This is a genomic window from Exiguobacterium sp. s143, from assembly GCF_018618895.1.
In the GTDB taxonomy this organism is placed as follows: Bacteria; Bacillota; Bacilli; order Exiguobacteriales; family Exiguobacteriaceae; genus Exiguobacterium_A; species Exiguobacterium_A abrahamii.
The window spans coordinates 160,581-178,799 of the sequence record NZ_JACSMX010000001.1; the positions used below are offsets into that span (position 1 = coordinate 160,581).

Genomic DNA, 18,219 nt, shown 5'->3' on the forward strand with positions numbered 1-18,219 from the left:
GGAGGGGTTACATTGAAAAAGGGATGGCTCGTATTACTGTGTTTGGTCTTGGTTACCTTATCGGGGTGTACCGTTTGGGAAAGGACAGAAAACTTCTTTTCACCGAACGACGAAACGATTAAAAACAAGACGATCAAGATTGGTCAAGAGGATCAGGTCAAGATTGTTCCGCTCTATACGCAATACAATCAGTACTTAGAAGAAGCGATGCAGACAGGAAACTCAGACGACAACACGAACAGTTACCTAAAACATGTCTTAGGTTACATCGATGAAATCGGTGAGCAACAAGATCTCGATCTAACATATATGAAAAGTTACTTTATGCTACAAGCAACTGAGTATAAAGAACAATTACTAAGTCGGACGAAAGAGCTGATGAAACAAGATACAGAGATCAAAAAAATCATTGAAAAAAGTTACACTGCTTCACATCGGGCATTACCAAAACAAACGAATACGATACTCATCGTGCCTGTTAACACGGAATTCATGCAGCGTATGGATGTCATGGGAGGGGTCGCAGGATTGGCAACTAGAGATTGCTTCATGCTATTCCTTACCGCTGACTACGATAAGAAAATGTTGGAATATGCAGTAGCCCATGAATATCACCACACTGCTTTATATGATCGGATGAAGCTAGATACTTCCTTAGGAGAGGAAGCTAGTCCACTGATCCATTCACTCCTCCTTGAAGGGAAAGCGGATCAGTTCGCGAAACGCGTCGTTAAAGGTGTGACACCAGCTTGGGTCGAGCCATTAGAAGAAGAGACAAAACAGCGTGTTTTACGTTTAATGAAAAATGGTGAGTTAACGCAAGAAGATATCATGGACGGCAATAAGGATCAGGATGTTCCTATGTGGAGTATGTACCGATTAGGTAAAGATATCATGGACGCCTATCTTGAAAAACATCCTTCAGAATCGATAGCAGATTGGACGACTAAAGACGCGGAAACGATTTTAAAGGATTACAAGTATAAAAATGATCTACTTTGATTCAAAAAATAGACCCGTCAGCATAAAGAAGCTGATGGGTATATTTTTATACTTTTGAAATTTTTCGAAATTAAGTCGAACGCTTTTGAACGATTGATGAACAGAAATAAAACGGCTGATGAACAGAAATAAAACGGCGAACGTGTTTTTTAGGAAATATCAGTTCGGGCGAGTGAACGGATAGCGTTTGACATGGCAGGGGAGACAAGATGAATCTGTTCGATGTAATCGAGGATCACTAGTGCAGCCGTTTTATTATGTGAATAGCCTGGCATCATCTCTGAGAATCGGTTGACCATTTCTGGGAAACGTTGCTCAATCCGACGTTCCGGAGCAAACGGATCAACAGATGTCGCTTCCTCTTTTTCAAATGAGGACAGAACGTGTAACAATTGACCAACGGCAAATTGTTGAATCAAACGGAAGGCTGATAATGTTTCGCCACGTGCTTCGCGACAGAGCCCGACATATAGATTCGTCAGTGCTTCATGGATGGCGTAATCGACGGATGGATGTTCGCTCGAACTGTTACGTGGTTGTGGGACTAAGCGTTCAAACGCGTCGAAGGAAGGATCGCACCACACGATACGACCAGCGGAAAATGCAATTTCAGAAAGTTCATCTAGTTCGAAGATGGCGAATTCGGCATAGATACCGTCGTCAAACATGACTTTATGTCCATCCTGCGTATTTTGAAATTGAAAGTGAAAAGGGTATGTGTTTTCTAACCAGTCGAGTTGATCGATGAATCGAGCCTTTTTACCGGGCTTTGCGATGATGAAAAAGTCTAAGTCCGAATAATCATCGAGTCGTTCAAGTTCTTGACCGACAGAACCGAGTCCGAGCAGGACAAGCGCATCATCTGTTTGTGCAATCGTTTGCCCAATTGCGTCTAATCGTTCCAATAATACGTCTCTATGTGTCATCTCTGTTGCTCCCTCTTTATGGTGTTTATATGTAAGAATTGCGGACACCTCATTAGGGAAGCGTCCGCGAGTGTCGGTAGGGCGATCAAAAATGATCGCTTTGCATCTTATGCAGCAATTGATCAAATGTTTCATGATCCTTACTTGAAAAAGCACGGAAATAACGATCGTCAATCTCTTCGATCTCTGGAGCTGAGGTCTGAATCAGCGCTGCACCATCTTCCGTCAAGAGAATCCGTTTTTCCCGGTTGATTCGTTTTCGGATGACGAGGTGTTCTGCGAGCAACTTCTTGACCGTTTGCGAAATGGCACCGCTTGAGAGTTCAAGCGTGCGTTCAAGTGATTTTTGTGTCGCACTCTCTTGATGATATAGGGTCATCAATAAATCGAATTGGGATTTTGAGAGCCCTTTTGGTTTCAGTACATCGTTGACTTCTTTCGAATAACGAGAATGGATTCGCTGAATGGCGTTCCAGTGTTGCATTGAAGATTCGAATGTGAAGGTCATGATTTTTCCTCCTCTTCTGTCATGCAGGGTTGAGCTTATCGAAGAAACGGATTAATTCTTCCTGTTGTCGAGCCGTCAAAGCGGCGAATTGTTCTTGTTGAAAACGTTCGTAGGCGGGCAACACTTCTTGAAGAATAGCTGTTCCTTTTTCCGTCAATAGCAGATAGTTCGTCTTCCATTTGCGCTTGCGGGTGATGAGTTGCCGATCAAATAAACGTTTGATTCCGTGTGAAATCGTACCATCGGTCACTTGGATCCGTTCTGCGATTTCCTTCTGGCTCGTGCATGAGGTCGTTTGTAGGCAACGCAATACTTCAAGATTCGTATGGGAGAGATCCCATTGTTTCAAGAAAGCATTGACGCGCTTGATTTGTTGATTATGATACGTCGAAATCGTATGCCAGCATGTCATGGGATATGTCTCTGTCATTGTTGTCATGGGGAACCTCTTAAATGTAGAATGTACTGCTGATGAATTACTTTTACCATACCATATTAAAAATATGTAGTGCTACTAGTTTGAACGCAAACCCATCACTTCCCATCATTGCCTAGGAACTGTACAAAAAAGACCTGAACGTGTCAGGTCGGTTCAGGAAGGAATCCCATTCGAAAGCGTGAGATAGGAATCCATTAACTGGAATCCATATTTCGTAAAACATTGATCTGAGACGCGTCCTTGTAAGGTGATCGTCGCATAATCGCCACGAATCGCGTAATGAGTGTACTTTTTTTCAATATCATGAATCAATGACTCAAGTAACAGACCACGCTCGCCGAGTCCTTCCTCGCGAACGTTGATCTCAAGTAAACAGAATGTACCGTATTCGGTGAGGGACGTGCGTTCCGTTCGTTCATGAAGCACGGTTAAGAACGAACGTTTTGAGATGAGAGATCGACTATGGGGTGGCTCAAGAATCGTAACGTAATAACTGAGCGCTGGGGGGCGCATGTTGCGCGTGACTTCGACGACTTGCCGCTGATTGTTGTACGCGAGACCAACAAATTGTTCTTGCGGATGATGCGGCACGGTCAGTCCTTCTTGCTCACAAACGGTTTGCCACTCGGCTTCTGGAATCCAGACAGCCTCTTCGGTTTTCGCTAAAGCTTTAAAGAACTTCACGTTGAACGGATGACCTCCTATAGGGTATGTAAAATGACTATTCCCATCATGCCTGATGGCTAGACAAAAAACGAGTTACAATCTGACGACAAATGATCTTCCTTTGCTATAAGTATACCGTGAAATTTCGTTTTGAAACAGACTACACCTGAATCAATCGACTGTCTATACTAAATGTATCCAGTCAGGAGGCGAGCGTATGAAACCAGTCGAAGGTCCGTTTTTCCATGGCACGAAAGCCACGTTGCGAATCGGTGACGAATTGAAACCAGGGCACGCGTCGAATTTTCGTGAACGACCGCTCCAGCACGTCTATTTCACAGCAACACTTGATGCAGCGAAGTGGGGCGCGGAGCTCGCACAATCTGACGCTCCGGAGCATATCTACCTCGTCGAGCCACTCGGAGCGTATGAGGATGATCCGAACTTGACGAACAAACGGTTCCCAGGCAATCCGACTCGGTCGTATCGGTCGACAGAACCCGTGAAGATCATTGCTGAACTCGGAACGTGGGAGCGGCACACAGATGAAGAGATTGAGACGATGAAAGCATCCTTGCAGCGGTTACGCGCAGAAGGGAAGGATATGATCATTGACTAAAAGAGCGGGGGGAGAAAAGCTTGCCTGTACATGATTTTAAATCGATCCAACCGACGAATGTGAACGTCATTGATCAATTATTAGTCAATCACTTGCACGCCATCCGCCTGAATCAACAGGACGAGCGATGGATCACGATCCTTGGAGATCCGTTCGTTCCACCCATTGAAACGATCGTTGGCGTCTATTGTGTCTACCGGAAATCAATTCTTGATCTGTTGCAAGGTAGGATTGCCTCTATCGAATCGTATGACTTTCAGAAGGCATCTGCGAATGACAAACTCATGACAGCAGAAAGCGTCGAAGGAGTGCTTGATATGGCGACATTCGTCGTCATTGCTTCAGAAGACGACACCTATATGTCTCACTACTTCATCGGTGGTGATGCAAAGAAACTCAATTCGATCTTAAACGTATGCTTTGGTCATCCGAATGCGTTGGACGAACAAGCATCAAAACATTCTATCAAACGCTTCGAGCAGGATGTTTTGATCGTTGAAAAGATGGGATTCATGAAATTGCTTCGAAATGAATAGAGAAACGAATTGAATGTAAGATAAGCACTACCACGTATTTTTTTGTCAGAATGTACTGCAAGGTGAAGATGGAATGGTACAATATGTAAAAGGGGGGCGTTTATATGTCTCGCTTCAAACAAGAAAAGAAACAACCACTCGATCATCTCCGCGATGGTGTCGATCAAGGTCTCGGTAGTGCCGTACCACGTGGGCAAAACGACGGGATGCGTGGTCTGGAGATGCTCGCAGTGCTTGTCGTCCTCGGTGGAGGATATCTACTATATCAATGGTTTTTCTAAAGCAAGAAGCATCGCCCTTACGAGGACGATGCTTCTTTTTGTTCGATTTCACTGACGATATCATCTAATGTGACGTGAGCGAGTACCTTCTCAAGCGCGGATTGCGCAAGCTCAAAGATGGGTGTGACTGTCGATTGGATGTTTCGTCCGACTGGGCAGTCTGGGTTCGGTGCGGCATGGACGCCGAACAATTCCTTGTCCGGTACGACAGCAACGGCGTGATAGACGTCAAGCAGCGTAATCTTAGACAACGGGCGGGCGAGTCGCGCACCGGCGACACCCGGACGGACCTCGATCAAATCAGCTTTCTTCAACATGCTCATGATTTTACGGATGACGACCGGATTCGTATTGACGCTGCCAGCAATCAAGTCGGATGTCATCTTCTCGTCGGTCGCGATCAACGAGAGAATATGGATGCCGACGGAAAAACGTGTACTGATGGCCAACGGATGACCCTCCTTCTTAAAAACATTGTTCTCTCATTATACGTCGTATTGTTCATTTGGCAAGAAACGGGGAATAGGAACAACACTGTTGACAAACAAAGTAATTGTAACTATATTAGTTACATGTAATCGAAATAGTTACATATCAAAAGGAGGAATCATCATGAATATCGGAATCATCGGCGCAACAGGAAAAGCAGGGCAATTGATTTTACAAGAAGCAATCACACGTGGTCATGACGTCACGGCAATCGTCCGTAACGCGGCAAAAGTGACGGCAAACGTCACGATTCTCGAGCGTGATGTACTCGCACTGACGAAAGATGACTTAAACGGGTTTGACGCCATCGTCAATGCGTTTAACTCAGCACCGGGTGAGGAGACGAAACATATCGAAGTCGGGCGTCATTTAATCAACGTGTTAGCAGGAAGCAAGACACGACTTTTCGTCGTCGGTGGGGCGGGAAGCCTATTCGTCGATGCCGAGCATACAGTACGTGTCATGGAAACACCGGATTTCCCGGAAGCGTATTATCCGACAGCCTCGAACATGGGAAAAAACTTGATCGAACTGCAAGGGCAGCAAGACGTGACATGGACGTATCTCAGCCCCGCTGGATTCTTTGATCCGAGCGGTCAACGTACAGGAGCGTATACAGTCGGCGGTGAGCAGATGATTCTAAACGCAAAAGGGGAAAGCTACATCAGTTACGCGGATTACGCCATCGCTGTAGTGGATGAGCTAGAAAACGCGCAACATCTCAACGAACGATTCTCGGTCGTTGGCGAACAAGGGTGATGGTGTCAGACCGACTTACGTAGTCGGTCTTTTTTAATGGGCGTAGTGAGAGATACAGCGGAGGACGGATGGCATAGTAGCATGGTTTGTTTAATATGAGAATAGAAACGACTAAAGGAGTATAAATCATGATGCGACGAATGTTTAGTATCATCAGTCTATTAGCTGTCTTGATCGTCTGTACGACATCGACGCAACCGTCCCGATTCGAACGTTCGGAACCCGTCGCGACGATCGAGGATCATTACGAGGGACAAATCAATTGGCCGAGTGAAAGCGATCCGTTGATAGAACTTCACGCCAAACCGTGATCTACATATTGCCGATAAAAGCCCGTCTTCTTGAAGAAGACGGGCTTTTAGTGACGTTAAATGACAGTCATTGCGTTCAAGAAGACGAACAAGAACGTAATGCCGCTCGTCAAAATCAAAAAGGGGAGGACGATCAGTAATTCAAGATGCGGACGAACACCGTGGAAGAACAGAAAGAACAGTGTCAAACAGGCGGTCGTGATCGTCAACGCAAGTGAGGCAATCAATTCATGAAGGGGTTCAACGAACGGAATGAGGGACGCTCCAGTGATCGTGTCAAAAGCGAAACCGAAGGACAAAAAAATGAGTAAGTACAAAAGTGATTTTTGACGAAACATGCGGCATGTCTCCTTTACTGAACGATACATTCAGTATAATGCCCAGCTTGTCATTCTTATCTAACAAAAATGTAAGAATGTGGATGATTTCAAACAACTGAATCGTTTTTGTATAGTAATGTCAAACGTGTCAACAAAAAATAGAGGAAGGCGGCGCTACTCGCAATCGCCTGAAAATAGAGCGGTTGAAACAGACCATTGAAGACGATTAATAAGATGCCACCAATAAGGAAGGCGATGCCTTGATTCAGAAAGAGATGTGATGTAAAGGAAAGTGGACGCGTTCGGAAGCCGAAGTAACGAATCGCGTCAGTCAGGATGCCGCCGACCGTGATGACAATCATAAACGACAGCAATGTCTCGAAAACACCTGAATAATACCCAGCGTCCGTCTCGGCCATAAGGCGTGGTGACGACGGGAGATATTGATACAGCATCAAAAAAATCCAGTTAGTCATCAGTAGTCGAAATGACAGACGGATCATGGTGTTCCTCCTTCCCGGTTTTCATGACGATGAATAGACGGGTGACCATCACATATAAAAAGGCAGCGACTACGTTTCCGATGAAAAATAAAGCAGGAAGTGAAGTGAACAAAATGAACGCGCCAGCAAACACGAAGACCGTGCCTTGATGAACGAGGAGATGTGTCGTCCACGGTAGCGAACGTTTCGTGAAACGGACAGCTAACAGCAAGTCACCCAACGCGATGCTACTGAAAAACAGTAGCATGACAGCATCCAACTGTTCATTGACCAACTGCTCCGTGTAGGACAAAAACGGCACCATCATCGTCATCGAACCAAACAAGTTAAGAAACAAAAAGAAGCTGAGGACGGTCCGACCAAGCCACCCGAACAGATAGGGGAGAAATGACGGATACTTCCGTGCCGACTCGGAGACAAGAAGATACACTAATGCTACTCCAGAACAGAACAAGACAAAATAGAACGAAAATGGATTGGGTTGCACAAGTAGATAGAGGACGATACTTGCGAACAACGCGACGACCTGATTGAGGATGATCCGTTGTGCGAATGAGATAGTCGAACGGAATAACAGGCGCGGCAGCCCTCCTGTCAAGAGTGCGCCGATTAGGATGACTGGACCGGCAAACAGTAGACCAATCAGGAAGAAGTCGGTGAAGGACGTGCCGTAGATTGCTGGATCCCCCATCTCATGCCCAGCAATCAGTGCGTACAAGAAAGCGAACAATATCGCGGAAATGAAACTGTTCTTTACGATTGATGCCATAGAAATAAGTCCTTTCCGTTTGTTGCTCAAAATAGTTTGTACCAATACAGCGTCAGATCGATGTCTGGATTGGCGGATTGTTTTAGGCTATCGACACCACCGAGCACGAAGCCTTCTCGCGCGTAAAACCGGCAAGCTATCAGATTATCGTCCTGTGCTTCAAGGGACAGACCGATCAACTCACGTTGCTGTGCCCACTTCGTCGCAGCGGCGAGCAGTTGGTGTCCGACGCCTAGTTTACGAAACGATTGTTTGACGGCGATGTTCTCGATGTAGGCGAAACGGTTCCAGTCACGTACGAGACGAATCTGACCGATACAAGAAGTGCCGGAGAAGGCGAGTAGGACGATACGATCTTTATGATCAATATAAGTAGACCAATCGAGACGGTCGTCCGGGAAATGGGTCTCGGTAACTGTTTCATAAAGTTCTTCCGTGTAGGACCAGGTGGTACCGGAAAACTGCGGAACGATGTGTCCGATGATTGGAAACGGATCGTTGGCATCATTGACGAGTGGAATACTCTCGATCGAGAGAGGGCGAATTTTCAATTGTTCAGTCTCTTTCATCGTCATCCTCCTTCTATCTTTAAAGATATAGTTCACTCTCTTCATCATCTCCTAAATGCTGAGAACTGTCACGAGGAGAGGTACGAGAACAGGTCAATTTTTAGCTGAAAACGGGTTTTAATTTTTCTAAAAAAGGAATTGCATGAACAGGAACGAATACATAGTCAGAAGACGATGAAACAGTACAGAGAGACAGCAGTAGAGGACGTGACAACATGAACATGGATACGGTCAACCAGTATCTCGATGCCTATGGATATGGCGTTATTTTCATTTTTTTATTTTTTGGCATCGTCGGGATCCCGGCACCGGAAGAATCACTACTCGTCCTGATTGGTATCTTAAGTGGTCAGAACGAAGAACGTTTGATTTATTCAATCTTGACGGCATTCGCCGGAACGTACGTCGGCATGTTGACGGCATATGGCGCGGGGCGCTTCTTTGGACCGACCGTCTTACGATACGGTCGGTTCATCGGATTGACGAGGGAGCGCTGGGAGCGGGTGTCAAACGGCTACATGGGACGCATCAATCGGACGATCATCGCCGGTCTTTATATTCCGGGCGTGCGGCAAATCAATCCGTATTTTGCGGGGATGAAGCAGATTCCGTTCGGTCGTTATTTCTGGGTGTCGGCACTTGGTTCCGCGCTATGGGTCGTTCCTTTCGTCTTACTCGGTCACTTTGCCGGGAAGACGTTCCATATCAAGCCGGAAGTCGTACCGTATTTCGGACTTGCCTTACTCGTATTGTTCCTGCTCGGTGTACTCGTCAAATGGCTCAAGCGTAAACGGCTTGAAAAACGCGTCGTTTCAGGGAAAAACCAAGCGGGAAAAGAAGACTAAGCGATACTTCTTTTTAAAGGATTTTTGCGGATAGTTTGAAGGAGTGGACATACGATGCAAAAAATAGTGATCTTTCCTTTTTTAAGGATGCGATCCGGTCATCATCTCGTCGCGGAAGCCATCGCCGAACGATTGCAGGGACCAGATGTTGAAGTCAAGGAAGTAGAGTTACTCAGTACGATCAGCCCGTTCGCGGAATGGGTGACATCGAAGTTTTATCTGAACTGGATCCGACATTTCTCAAACGGTTATAGTCGTTTTTACCATCGGCATATTGCCGGGCGTTCAAGTAACGCGCGCTCAAGGGGATGGACGTCGCATTATTTCCAACAGCAAATGTTACGAATCATCCGAACGGAACAACCGGATGTCATCATCTGTACGCATGCATTTCCGTCCTATCTCTTGAATCAATTGAAGGAACGAAACCTTTGTGATGTACCCGTCATCAATGCCTATACCGATCTATTCGTCAGTCGCGTCTGGGGAAAGAAGCATATCGAGTATCATCTGTTGCCGAATCGTGAGGCGAGGCGGGAATTGCACGCGCACCATGCTGTACCAAAAGAGCGGTTGTTCGTAACAGGAATCCCTGTCCATCCAGCAATTTCTGGTGGTTCCATCATTCGTTCGACGCAGTCCCGCAAACAAATTCTTGTTGCTGGCGGAAACGGTGGACTCGGTCAACTCGAGACGTTGCTGACGCAAATCGAACAGTGTGCGGAAGCAGATTTTCATGTCTTGTGCGGGAACAATCAGACGCTCTATAAACGACTAGCCACGCGACGTCATCCACATATCCATCCACTCGCCTATATCGATTCAAGGGATGAGATGAATCAACTGTATGAACGGATGGATGCGATCGTCACGAAGCCGGGTGGCGTGACGGTTAGCGAAGCGTTCGAAAAACGTATACCGCTGTTCATTCAACACGTCCTACCGGGGCAAGAAGAAATCAATCGCACGTATTTGATGGAGAAAGGGCTTGCGTTCTCCTTTAATCAAACGGATACACTCGCGGACGTCATCCGTCGGACGCTTGAGAATCCGGACGTCATGCACGCTTGGCAACAAGCGGTCACACAGTATCAAAATGATCGCGTCATGGCCGATCAGCGATTTTTCGCTGAACGGATTGCGGGTTGCCTGCAAGATCGTCGTCAAAAAGTAAATGGATAATAAGGGAGTTAGTTTACATGCGTTCACGTCTTGTCACAGCGGGAGTTCTCGCGACACTCGCCTATACGGTCGTTCCGTATATGGCGTCACGCGTCTTTGGATGGCGCGTGACGAAATCACTGGACTCACGATCCGTCGCCTTGACGTTCGATGATGGTCCAGATCCTGTCTATACGGCAGAACTTCTTGATCTCTTACAACAAGAAGGCATTCATGCGACGTTTTTCGTCGTGGGTCATAAAGCAGAAGAACATCCGGACCTCATTCGCCGGATGCACGAAGAAGGGCATCAAGTCGGTATCCACAATTATATCCATCGTCCGAACTGGTCGATGCGACCGTCGACCGTCCGGACAGGCATCGAGCGGACGGCTACAATCATTGAACGGATCACGGGCGAACGTCCGACGGTCTATCGTCCACCGTGGGGTGCGCTTAATGCTGGAGATGTCCTTTGTCCTCCTTCTTACAACATGATTCTCTGGTCGAAGATGGCAGAGGACTGGAAGCTAGAGGGCGGAAAGGCAAAAATCAAACGGCTGCTATCAAATGTGTCAGAAGGAGACATCATCTTGCTCCATGATAATGGGGATACGTTCGGTGCAGATCCACAAGCACCCGTGCAGACGATTGCGGCGCTGAAAGAACTCTTGCCGGAGTGGAAAGCACGCGGCTTACAGTTTCGGCGAATCGATCAAGCATAAAGAAAGAGGACTTACCGGTTTCATGGTAAGTCCTCTTTTGCATGGATTAAGCATTGCGTGACATGTCGTCCTCGTCTGCTTGACTATGATGGAGGATCAAGCGTCGTACGACGAACGAGCGTAAGAATAAGATGAAGGTGATGAGCGGAAGTAGTAACCACCACGATTGTGTTAAAAATAAGTCATCAAACGTCGTGATCATGACGAAATGACGCCCAATGTACAGCCACATGAACAAGGAACTGACGAATAGAATCGCTTCTGATGTCGTCATGAACTCAAAATCGGATTTCATTGCTTCACTCCTTATGGATGGATGATCTGTTTTTGCATCATCCAGCGCAATCTACTCAATAATCGAATGCGTATGATAAAGATTAAGAACGGACCGGTTCGCGGTCTTGTGTCGTCATGGCTGCCTCAGCATCGACCTCGTACAGAATGACACGGTTCCGCCCTTGTTCCTTGGCGGCATATAACGCTTCGTCGGCAAGGATATTCATCCGCTGGGCAGCAACGTGTTTCCCATGGGCGATGCCGACGGATGCTGTGATCGAGATGGCGGGAAAACCGTCGAGCTGAAAGCGCGTGTTCGCGATTCGCTCCCGGATTCGGTTAGCGACCTTCGCGACTTTCGAAGGCGTCAAATCATAGACGAGGACCATGAATTCCTCTCCACCGATGCGCGCCGTGATATCGTGCGGACGCGTTTCTTCCTGTAAGATCCGTGCGAATTGTTGTAAGACGAGATCACCGTTCGCATGCCCGTATGTATCGTTGACATGCTTGAAGTGGTCGATGTCGAGTGCGAGCACATTGTAGACACGTCCTTCTTCTTCGAGCAACGCCGTCCGTTCGTCCCAAACACGGCGATTGTACAGTCCTGTCAAATGATCAAGTTCCGCTGATTGTTTGTAGCGCTGCACCTGTTCGTTGAGCAACTGAAAATCAATCGTCAATAGACTCGATAACAGTCCGACTGCGAGTCCGATCGTCCATGTCGAAGCGAGCAAGCGAAGAGCGGCGTCACTAAAGCCGAGATTGATTGAGACAGCAATCGAGATCATGAACAAGGCCCAGACGTTCATGATGAGATTTTGCAGTAACGGTCGGTGGAGCAACCGTTTATGGATGAAGTACATCCCGGAGCTGATGCCAAGGACTGCAAGAAACGCGACGACTGCTTGTGGTGTCCAACCGAAATAGAACCGGGAGCAGCCGATGATCAGCGTTGCGATGATCAGTGGCGAGCGGACGCCATAAAAAGCGAGTAAGACGAGCGGTAAATGACGCAAATCCATCCGTAACGACTCGTTGACGGCAATTCCCTTAAACATCAACAGTACCCCGAGCAGCCCGGTCGCGAGACCGACGATGAGGGATTTCAAGCTACTTGACGCGAGACGTTGACTATAAATGATTTTGGCGATCAAATAAAAGCCGGTGAAGGCGATGCAAGCATTCAATAACAACTCGGCAATGAACATCGGTTCCACATCCTTGAGTATGATACCTTCACGATAGCAGTTTGATAAAGGATGTCAACGAGAGACTCTCAAAATTTTAGTAAATCAGGTAAAGACTTGCTTCGATATGATCATTTGGTAAAATAAGAGAGCTTTAGGGAAAGGGAGGGATGAGGTTGGAACCGAAACATCTAACGATTGAAGCGCGGAAGTTTGACGGACGTCCGCACTACTCGTGGGACGGAGACGTTCTTGTTCAGACGGAAGCGTATCTGCTCGTCGCGAATACGCCAGGACGGACACTTTTACATCATCGTCGCGAAGCCGTTTATACATATGACAATTATAGTCTGGAATTCTATCCGCTTGATGCTGATTTTACGGTCGGTCTCGATATAGAGCGGACGGGAGAAGTGACGTACTACTGTAACATTTGCTTACCGCCGGTACTTCAAGGAAATACCTTATCGTTCATTGATCTGGATCTCGATCTCGTCCATCGCGAGGGAGTGTGGACGGTCGTCGACGAGGACGAATTTTTAGAAAACCAACAATTGTACGACTATCCGACTGATGTGATTAAACGAGCTCGTGCATCGTTACTGAACCTACAACAGCGAATCGCGCAGCAGCAGTTTCCGTTTGACGGCTTTTTGGATCCATTCATCCCGACCGTCCTGCAGATGAAGAGAAGGGGGAATGACACATGAAGACGATTCGTTGTCACCGGGCATTCGGTGTCTATGGATTATTGTTGAAGGATGATGCCTTACTCGTCATCGACAAGAATGGTGGACCGTATATCAATCGCTATGATTTACCAGGGGGGAGCCTTGAAGAAGGGGAGACGCTCGCTACGGCGATGCGCCGGGAATTCACGGAAGAGACAGGGCTCGAGGTGGCACTCGAACGGCAGATCGGCGTCGCGGACTTCAAGCTTCCGTGGGACTGGCGCGAGTTCGACGAAGTCCATCACATCGCTGTTTTTTATCTCGTCCGACAGACGGGGGGAACGCTTAGTATCCCTGAACAATTTGTAGGACAAGACTCGCTCGGTGCGCGCTGGGTCAAGGCGAGTGACGTCTCGATTGATAACGCGTCACCGCTCGTACTCGAAGCGTTTCGCTGGATCGAGGAACAGCAACTCGATCTCGAGGCACGACACTTTTCGAGTTGGGACGTCTTGAAATGAACAGGAGCGCTCTTCGTTAACGGAGAGCGCTTTTTCTTATGGGAGATTCGCTAATGCGGCATCAAGCCGTCGTTTTTGATGGCGATGGTGCGCGAGATGATACATGACGAGAGCATACCACTCGGCGGCATTCAACCAGCCCATCCCACCGTGTTGCGTCTTTTGGTCAGCGGGTGCCGACTCTGCGATGGAAGCAAGTGCAGTGTGACGATCGGTCAACTCAAGCCAACGCGTCCGTAATCGGTCGACGTGAGCCGTCTCGTCCGGTGGTGCGTTCATCGCATCCGGTAACCGGATCGGTGTCGCCGGAAACGCACCGGCAGCAAACAGCCTTTCGCCAAACGGTGACTTTCCGGACGTGGTCATGGGTGCGAACTGGCACGACTCGACCTCATCCAAATACTCATGACTGACGACGATCAGATGATCGTACATCTGACTGATCGACCATGTGTCATGATCCAGATGATGAATCAAGGAATCCGGTTGATAGTGATCAAGCTCCTGTAGATAATAGGTGAATAGTTCGTTCATCCTGTCACTCCTCTCAAAAAACATCTCCCTATTCTTTTCGAACAATCCTCGACTTCTTCCTGTCATATTTCCTAGAAAGGAGGAATCACCATGCAAGTTCCATATCTCCCGGTTCCCCATACGCTCTTACGGAGCGGGACGGCATTTGCGTCCGTCCATGAAAAGATGATCTATCTGATCCTTGAAAGCTTCAGTGGTCAGGATGGTCAAGCATTCCCGTCCTATCAAACGATCGCCGACGCTGTTCCGTGCAGTAAATCGACGGTCAAGTCGTGTATCCAGTCCTTGATCGCAAGCGGTCGGATCGAGAAAGTCGAACGGTTCACGAAACACGTGGGACAGACCTCGAATGCTTACCGTGTCCTGCCCCGTGCCGACATACCGTCCCCGGCGAGTCACGAGACGACTGCCCCCGAGGTTTCTGCTGACTCCGAAGAAGAAGTCTTGAAGAAAACGACTTTAAAAAAGGAACTGGTGCAGCAGTACGAAACGAATCTAGGTAAAGCGACACCACGAATCGAGCAGGAATTGCTACAGCTGGCAACAGACCATCCGATCGAGCGAATCCAGTATGCGATCGAAGAGGCAGCGCGGGCGAACAGTCGTCATTTTGGTTACATCGAGCAAGTCGTCAAACGCCTTGCGACCGGATCTGCGGCAGTACGTCCGAAACAAGGAACCAAACGTTCAAGAAGAGAAACTTCATTATTTCAATTACCGAATTGGATGGAACGAGAAAAATCAGCGCAACGAGCATATGAAGCACACCATAAAGAGAAACAGACCATACCTGACGACGCCGAAATTGCAGAATTATTACAAGCACTGACAAGGGAGGGAGCTTTATGCAACTAGAAGAATTACTCCGACGTGCCAATCAAAAACTATCCGCTCCTGGCATGCATCCGTCTGTCATCCGGATCGCGCGTGACGTGATACGAGAGCTTTATCCGCATGGAATCAAGCTCGGTGTAGCGCAAAGTTTTCGGAGTATCTCGGAACAGAATGCGTTGTATGCAAAAGGACGGACGACACCAGGGCCCATCGTGACGCAAGCCCGCGGCGGACAATCGAACCATAACTTCGGTGTCGCAATCGATGTCTTCCTTTACGAAGACGGAGCAGTATTCCTTTCTCCACCAGATGCGCGACTCCGGCGGATTGTTGCAGCGATGAAACGACGCGGAATGGACTGGGGAGGGGATTGGTCTCGTTTTCCCGACTACCCACATTTTGAACTGTACGATCATGTCAGTCTTGCCCGCCATCATGTGCCAAAACCGGGACACTATCTACGGGAAAAAATCCAAGCACCGGAACTCGTCCGAGCCCTTGAAAAACGCTTGGGACTTGTGGTGACGGGAGTCTTTGATGCCCGATTGACGCACGCCGTTCGAACGTTCCAACAGACGTGTCGTCTAGTCGCTGACGGGATCGTTGGTCCGCAAACATGGCGTCGTCTCTTTCCGGTGTCACCATGATTCGTCTTCAGGCGTGGATCCGTCTCTTGATTCCGCTCTATGTCTTTCTTGAGTTACTCTTACCGACGCTCGGTTTTACAGCATTGCCAGTATCGTCAAGTGACGTCGAACGGTTCGTGACGGGTCTGATCGGACTGGTCGGTCTACTCGTCGCTTGGTGGAAGAACAATGATGTGACAGAACGAGCACTGAGACGAAGGCAGTCACAGGAACAGCTGGAAAACACATCCCTGACCGATTAAGAAGGCTGGAAGCGTTTGGAATGTTCTAGCAACGGGCATTATTTCATACAAACGACTAACAGTTTGATTTCAAGACACCGATATAAGGGATAGACTTTAGTCAATTAGATAGAGAAAGAAAGGTCGGTCTTTTTGTGAAATGGTCAACGTTGCAGCGCTATTTGTTTTTGGCACTCTGTGCGCTTTTATTTACAAGCGTCTGGAGCTATCAAGCTTTCCTAAAAATCGAACGAGAGAATGCACGCATCTTAAACGAGGCGATTCCGATCTCGACGGAAGCAGCAGAGTTGTTTCCGGCGTTACTAAATCTTGAACTGGTCGTTCGCAGTTACATCCTCTCACCGAACGAGGCGGATCTAGCCCAGTATGATCGGACGATTGATCGGCTTGATCAAACGGTCAAGCGACTCAATCAACTCGATGAGAATCATCCGATCATGCGAAAGCTCGTCCGGACGGAAGCGATCCCACGAATTGAGACGGCAACCCGGTTTTATGATGCCCAACTGGCACTCGTTCGAAGCGGGGATCAAGCAGTCGCTGAGGCAAAACGCTATCAAGGGATGCAATATATCGAGACATTTCGTCCGATCGATGCCCGTCTACGGACGGACGTCAACCGAATCATTGCCGAAGCAACGAATCGTTCCGAACAAGCATCGAGTGCTGCGAAATGGGTCATCGTCGTCGTTGCAAGCATCGCTGTCATCGTCTTGATTGCCTTCATCCAGACGTTTCGGATGGAACGCAGCAAACAAGCCTTGATTCATCGTTCGCTTCACGACGCCTTGACCGGCATCCCGAATCGACGAGCGTTCGATGAACGATTGGAACATCTCCTCGAAGAAGCCAAACAACAGCAGACACCACTTTCCCTGATTTTGATCGATGTCGATGCCTTTAAATCGTATAATGATACGTATGGTCATTTAAAAGGGGATGAATGTTTAAAGGAAGTCGCCCGCGTCTTGAAGCGTCAAGCACGGCATGGGCAAGTCGCACGGTACGGTGGGGAGGAGTTCACGGTCTTGTTGTCGCGTGGAGCAGAAGAAACCCGGCACATTGCAGAACGAATTCGTCAGGACATTCTCGATTTGAATATCGTACATGAACGGTATGAACCACTTTGCCGGGTCAGTGTCAGTCTTGGCTTGACGTCGCTCGTACCTGGAGCAGAGACGACGGAAAAAGAGGTGATCGACCAAGCCGATCAAGCGTTGTATCGGGCAAAAGAGAATGGTCGGAACCAAATCGGTGACATGGCAGGGTAATGCATAATCAGATGGGAATGAAGAATGGTGATACAGGTAGGATTTGTTTTTGAAAAAACGGAAAACATGGAAAACGCTGCTCGAACGGTCTTGGATGCATTTCATTCAGACATACGAGTTCTCGGATACAGTTACGCGACGGATATTGATGGATCACATTGGGGCGAGGAAAAAGGTCTTCCGAAAGACTGGCGTCCATTGCTGAGTCATCATTACGGGAATGCCTCGCTTGTCTTCTCAGCGTATCATGGTTTAACGACAATACCTGTTCGAATGACGATTGAAAAAGAGCCTGACTGCTTTGGTTTTCGATTCGGTTTTCAAGAAGAGAAGTTAATTCCGTTGACGACCGACCAGCAAGAATTGTTGTTCATGGAGGACATGCAAAGGGTTGCTGGCAGGTCAAACGCTCTGTATGCCTTTTGTGATTTTGATGCGGAAATCGAGCATCCGATAACAGAACGGGAACACATCAATCGAGAATATGCGATCATCTACTGGTCCAAGGAGCAGACTTTTTTAAAGAACGGTTGGAAAATCGATGCTTTTACAGACCGATGAACACAAAAATACCCCACGTGAGAACTTACTTCTCATACGGGGTA

General features: G+C 47.8%; 28 protein-coding genes. 16 read left to right on the plus strand and 12 right to left on the minus strand.

Annotated elements, in window-relative coordinates:
- The first annotated feature begins 12 nt into the window (after window positions 1-12).
- Window positions 13-1,002 (plus strand): DUF2268 domain-containing putative Zn-dependent protease, encoded by a 990-nt coding sequence (locus tag KNQ03_RS00890; protein ID WP_214723055.1) that lies wholly within the window; start codon window positions 13-15, stop codon window positions 1,000-1,002.
- A gap of 149 nt (window positions 1,003-1,151) precedes the next feature.
- Here KNQ03_RS00890 and KNQ03_RS00895 read toward each other — a convergent pair whose 3' ends face one another.
- The 4 genes from KNQ03_RS00895 to KNQ03_RS00910 all read right to left on the minus strand — a co-directional run bounded on the left by KNQ03_RS00895 (window position 1,152) and on the right by KNQ03_RS00910 (window position 3,559).
- Window positions 1,152-1,928 (minus strand): hypothetical protein, encoded by a 777-nt coding sequence (locus KNQ03_RS00895; protein ID WP_214723057.1) that lies wholly within the window; start codon window positions 1,926-1,928, stop codon window positions 1,152-1,154.
- A gap of 85 nt (window positions 1,929-2,013) precedes the next feature.
- Complete coding sequence (locus KNQ03_RS00900) at window positions 2,014-2,436, minus strand: MarR family winged helix-turn-helix transcriptional regulator (protein ID WP_214723059.1); 423 nt, start codon at window positions 2,434-2,436, stop codon at window positions 2,014-2,016.
- A gap of 19 nt (window positions 2,437-2,455) precedes the next feature.
- Window positions 2,456-2,875 carry a MarR family winged helix-turn-helix transcriptional regulator gene (locus tag KNQ03_RS00905; RefSeq protein WP_029341581.1) on the minus strand — a complete coding sequence of 140 codons (420 nt, stop codon included), beginning with the start codon at window positions 2,873-2,875 and terminating at the stop codon, window positions 2,456-2,458.
- Window positions 2,876-3,028: 153 nt separating this feature from the next.
- Window positions 3,029-3,559, minus strand: coding sequence for a hypothetical protein (locus KNQ03_RS00910; protein ID WP_214723061.1), 531 nt, complete (start codon window positions 3,557-3,559; stop codon window positions 3,029-3,031).
- 199 nt (window positions 3,560-3,758) lie between these two features.
- On the opposite strand from KNQ03_RS00910, the gene arr reads away from it, so the two are divergent.
- From arr to KNQ03_RS00925, 3 genes are all read left to right on the plus strand, one after another.
- Window positions 3,759-4,160, plus strand: coding sequence for an NAD(+)--rifampin ADP-ribosyltransferase (gene arr, locus KNQ03_RS00915; RefSeq protein WP_064299934.1), 402 nt, complete (start codon window positions 3,759-3,761; stop codon window positions 4,158-4,160).
- A 20-nt stretch (window positions 4,161-4,180) separates the two neighbouring features.
- The gene (locus KNQ03_RS00920; protein ID WP_149427283.1) at window positions 4,181-4,696 is read left to right on the plus strand and encodes a hypothetical protein; all 516 of its coding nucleotides are present in this window, start codon (window positions 4,181-4,183) and stop codon (window positions 4,694-4,696) included.
- 104 nt (window positions 4,697-4,800) lie between these two features.
- Window positions 4,801-4,977, plus strand: a complete 177-nt coding sequence (locus KNQ03_RS00925; protein ID WP_156501836.1) for a hypothetical protein — start codon at window positions 4,801-4,803, stop codon at window positions 4,975-4,977.
- Window positions 4,978-4,994: 17 nt separating this feature from the next.
- On the opposite strand, the gene KNQ03_RS00930 is transcribed toward KNQ03_RS00925, so the two are convergent.
- Window positions 4,995-5,426, minus strand: coding sequence for an Rrf2 family transcriptional regulator (locus tag KNQ03_RS00930; RefSeq protein WP_058265849.1), 432 nt, complete (start codon window positions 5,424-5,426; stop codon window positions 4,995-4,997).
- A 163-nt stretch (window positions 5,427-5,589) separates the two neighbouring features.
- Between KNQ03_RS00930 and KNQ03_RS00935 the strand changes: the two genes are divergently transcribed.
- Together KNQ03_RS00935 and KNQ03_RS00940 are read left to right on the plus strand one after the other, a co-directional pair.
- Complete coding sequence (locus KNQ03_RS00935) at window positions 5,590-6,225, plus strand: NAD(P)-dependent oxidoreductase (RefSeq protein WP_058704052.1); 636 nt, start codon at window positions 5,590-5,592, stop codon at window positions 6,223-6,225.
- Between the two features lie 128 nt (window positions 6,226-6,353).
- Window positions 6,354-6,536, plus strand: coding sequence for a hypothetical protein (locus KNQ03_RS00940; RefSeq protein WP_058704053.1), 183 nt, complete (start codon window positions 6,354-6,356; stop codon window positions 6,534-6,536).
- Between the two features lie 56 nt (window positions 6,537-6,592).
- Here the strand turns inward: KNQ03_RS00940 and KNQ03_RS00945 are convergent, their stop codons facing one another.
- The 4 genes from KNQ03_RS00945 to KNQ03_RS00960 all read right to left on the minus strand — a co-directional run bounded on the left by KNQ03_RS00945 (window position 6,593) and on the right by KNQ03_RS00960 (window position 8,697).
- Complete coding sequence (locus KNQ03_RS00945) at window positions 6,593-6,874, minus strand: hypothetical protein (RefSeq protein ID WP_214723063.1); 282 nt, start codon at window positions 6,872-6,874, stop codon at window positions 6,593-6,595.
- Window positions 6,875-6,963: 89 nt separating this feature from the next.
- Complete coding sequence (locus KNQ03_RS00950; protein ID WP_214723065.1) at window positions 6,964-7,332, minus strand: hypothetical protein; 369 nt, start codon at window positions 7,330-7,332, stop codon at window positions 6,964-6,966.
- A complete protein-coding gene (locus KNQ03_RS00955) occupies window positions 7,325-8,128 on the minus strand; it encodes a hypothetical protein (RefSeq protein WP_214723067.1) in 804 nt (267 codons plus the stop codon). Before KNQ03_RS00955 ends, KNQ03_RS00950 begins: the two co-directional genes overlap by 8 nt.
- Window positions 8,129-8,154: 26 nt before the next feature.
- Window positions 8,155-8,697 carry a GNAT family N-acetyltransferase gene (locus KNQ03_RS00960; protein ID WP_064300890.1) on the minus strand — a complete coding sequence of 181 codons (543 nt, stop codon included), beginning with the start codon at window positions 8,695-8,697 and terminating at the stop codon, window positions 8,155-8,157.
- A 215-nt stretch (window positions 8,698-8,912) separates the two neighbouring features.
- Here KNQ03_RS00960 and KNQ03_RS00965 point away from each other — a divergent pair, with 215 nt between their 5' ends.
- The 3 genes from KNQ03_RS00965 to KNQ03_RS00975 are packed head-to-tail and all read left to right on the plus strand — an operon-like array spanning window position 8,913 to window position 11,428.
- The gene (locus tag KNQ03_RS00965; protein WP_058704058.1) at window positions 8,913-9,542 is read left to right on the plus strand and encodes a DedA family protein; all 630 of its coding nucleotides are present in this window, start codon (window positions 8,913-8,915) and stop codon (window positions 9,540-9,542) included.
- Window positions 9,543-9,596: 54 nt separating this feature from the next.
- The gene (locus KNQ03_RS00970; RefSeq protein ID WP_064300891.1) at window positions 9,597-10,724 is read left to right on the plus strand and encodes an MGDG synthase family glycosyltransferase; all 1,128 of its coding nucleotides are present in this window, start codon (window positions 9,597-9,599) and stop codon (window positions 10,722-10,724) included.
- A gap of 17 nt (window positions 10,725-10,741) precedes the next feature.
- A complete protein-coding gene (locus tag KNQ03_RS00975) occupies window positions 10,742-11,428 on the plus strand; it encodes a polysaccharide deacetylase family protein (RefSeq protein WP_064300892.1) in 687 nt (228 codons plus the stop codon).
- Window positions 11,429-11,474: 46 nt separating this feature from the next.
- Here the strand turns inward: KNQ03_RS00975 and KNQ03_RS00980 are convergent, their stop codons facing one another.
- Window positions 11,475-11,723, minus strand: a complete 249-nt coding sequence (locus KNQ03_RS00980) for a hypothetical protein (protein WP_064300893.1) — start codon at window positions 11,721-11,723, stop codon at window positions 11,475-11,477.
- 82 nt (window positions 11,724-11,805) lie between these two features.
- Window positions 11,806-12,915: a GGDEF domain-containing protein gene (locus KNQ03_RS00985; protein ID WP_214723069.1), complete on the minus strand. Its 1,110-nt coding sequence runs from the start codon at window positions 12,913-12,915 to the stop codon at window positions 11,806-11,808.
- A gap of 155 nt (window positions 12,916-13,070) precedes the next feature.
- Between KNQ03_RS00985 and KNQ03_RS00990 the strand changes: the two genes are divergently transcribed.
- Entirely contained in the window at window positions 13,071-13,604 is a 534-nt protein-coding gene (locus KNQ03_RS00990; protein WP_050677833.1) for a DUF402 domain-containing protein, read from the plus strand.
- Window positions 13,601-14,086 (plus strand): NUDIX hydrolase, encoded by a 486-nt coding sequence (locus KNQ03_RS00995; RefSeq protein ID WP_214723071.1) that lies wholly within the window; start codon window positions 13,601-13,603, stop codon window positions 14,084-14,086. Before KNQ03_RS00990 ends, KNQ03_RS00995 begins: the two co-directional genes overlap by 4 nt.
- A gap of 36 nt (window positions 14,087-14,122) precedes the next feature.
- Here the strand turns inward: KNQ03_RS00995 and KNQ03_RS01000 are convergent, their stop codons facing one another.
- Window positions 14,123-14,620 (minus strand): DinB family protein, encoded by a 498-nt coding sequence (locus tag KNQ03_RS01000; RefSeq protein WP_214723073.1) that lies wholly within the window; start codon window positions 14,618-14,620, stop codon window positions 14,123-14,125.
- 90 nt (window positions 14,621-14,710) lie between these two features.
- Here KNQ03_RS01000 and KNQ03_RS01005 point away from each other — a divergent pair, with 90 nt between their 5' ends.
- The 5 genes from KNQ03_RS01005 (at window position 14,711) to KNQ03_RS01025 (ending at window position 18,175) form a co-directional block, all read left to right on the plus strand.
- Window positions 14,711-15,475, plus strand: a complete 765-nt coding sequence (locus KNQ03_RS01005; RefSeq protein WP_214723075.1) for a helix-turn-helix domain-containing protein — start codon at window positions 14,711-14,713, stop codon at window positions 15,473-15,475.
- Entirely contained in the window at window positions 15,466-16,101 is a 636-nt protein-coding gene (locus KNQ03_RS01010) for a M15 family metallopeptidase (protein ID WP_214723077.1), read from the plus strand. The genes KNQ03_RS01005 and KNQ03_RS01010 overlap by 10 nt, the downstream gene beginning before the upstream one ends.
- Window positions 16,098-16,343 (plus strand): phage holin, encoded by a 246-nt coding sequence (locus KNQ03_RS01015; RefSeq protein ID WP_023468184.1) that lies wholly within the window; start codon window positions 16,098-16,100, stop codon window positions 16,341-16,343. The genes KNQ03_RS01010 and KNQ03_RS01015 overlap by 4 nt, the downstream gene beginning before the upstream one ends.
- A gap of 134 nt (window positions 16,344-16,477) precedes the next feature.
- Window positions 16,478-17,614: a GGDEF domain-containing protein gene (locus KNQ03_RS01020; RefSeq protein WP_214723079.1), complete on the plus strand. Its 1,137-nt coding sequence runs from the start codon at window positions 16,478-16,480 to the stop codon at window positions 17,612-17,614.
- Window positions 17,615-17,680: 66 nt separating this feature from the next.
- Window positions 17,681-18,175 (plus strand): Imm64 family immunity protein, encoded by a 495-nt coding sequence (locus tag KNQ03_RS01025; RefSeq protein WP_214723081.1) that lies wholly within the window; start codon window positions 17,681-17,683, stop codon window positions 18,173-18,175.
- Window positions 18,176-18,219 lie beyond the last annotated feature (44 nt).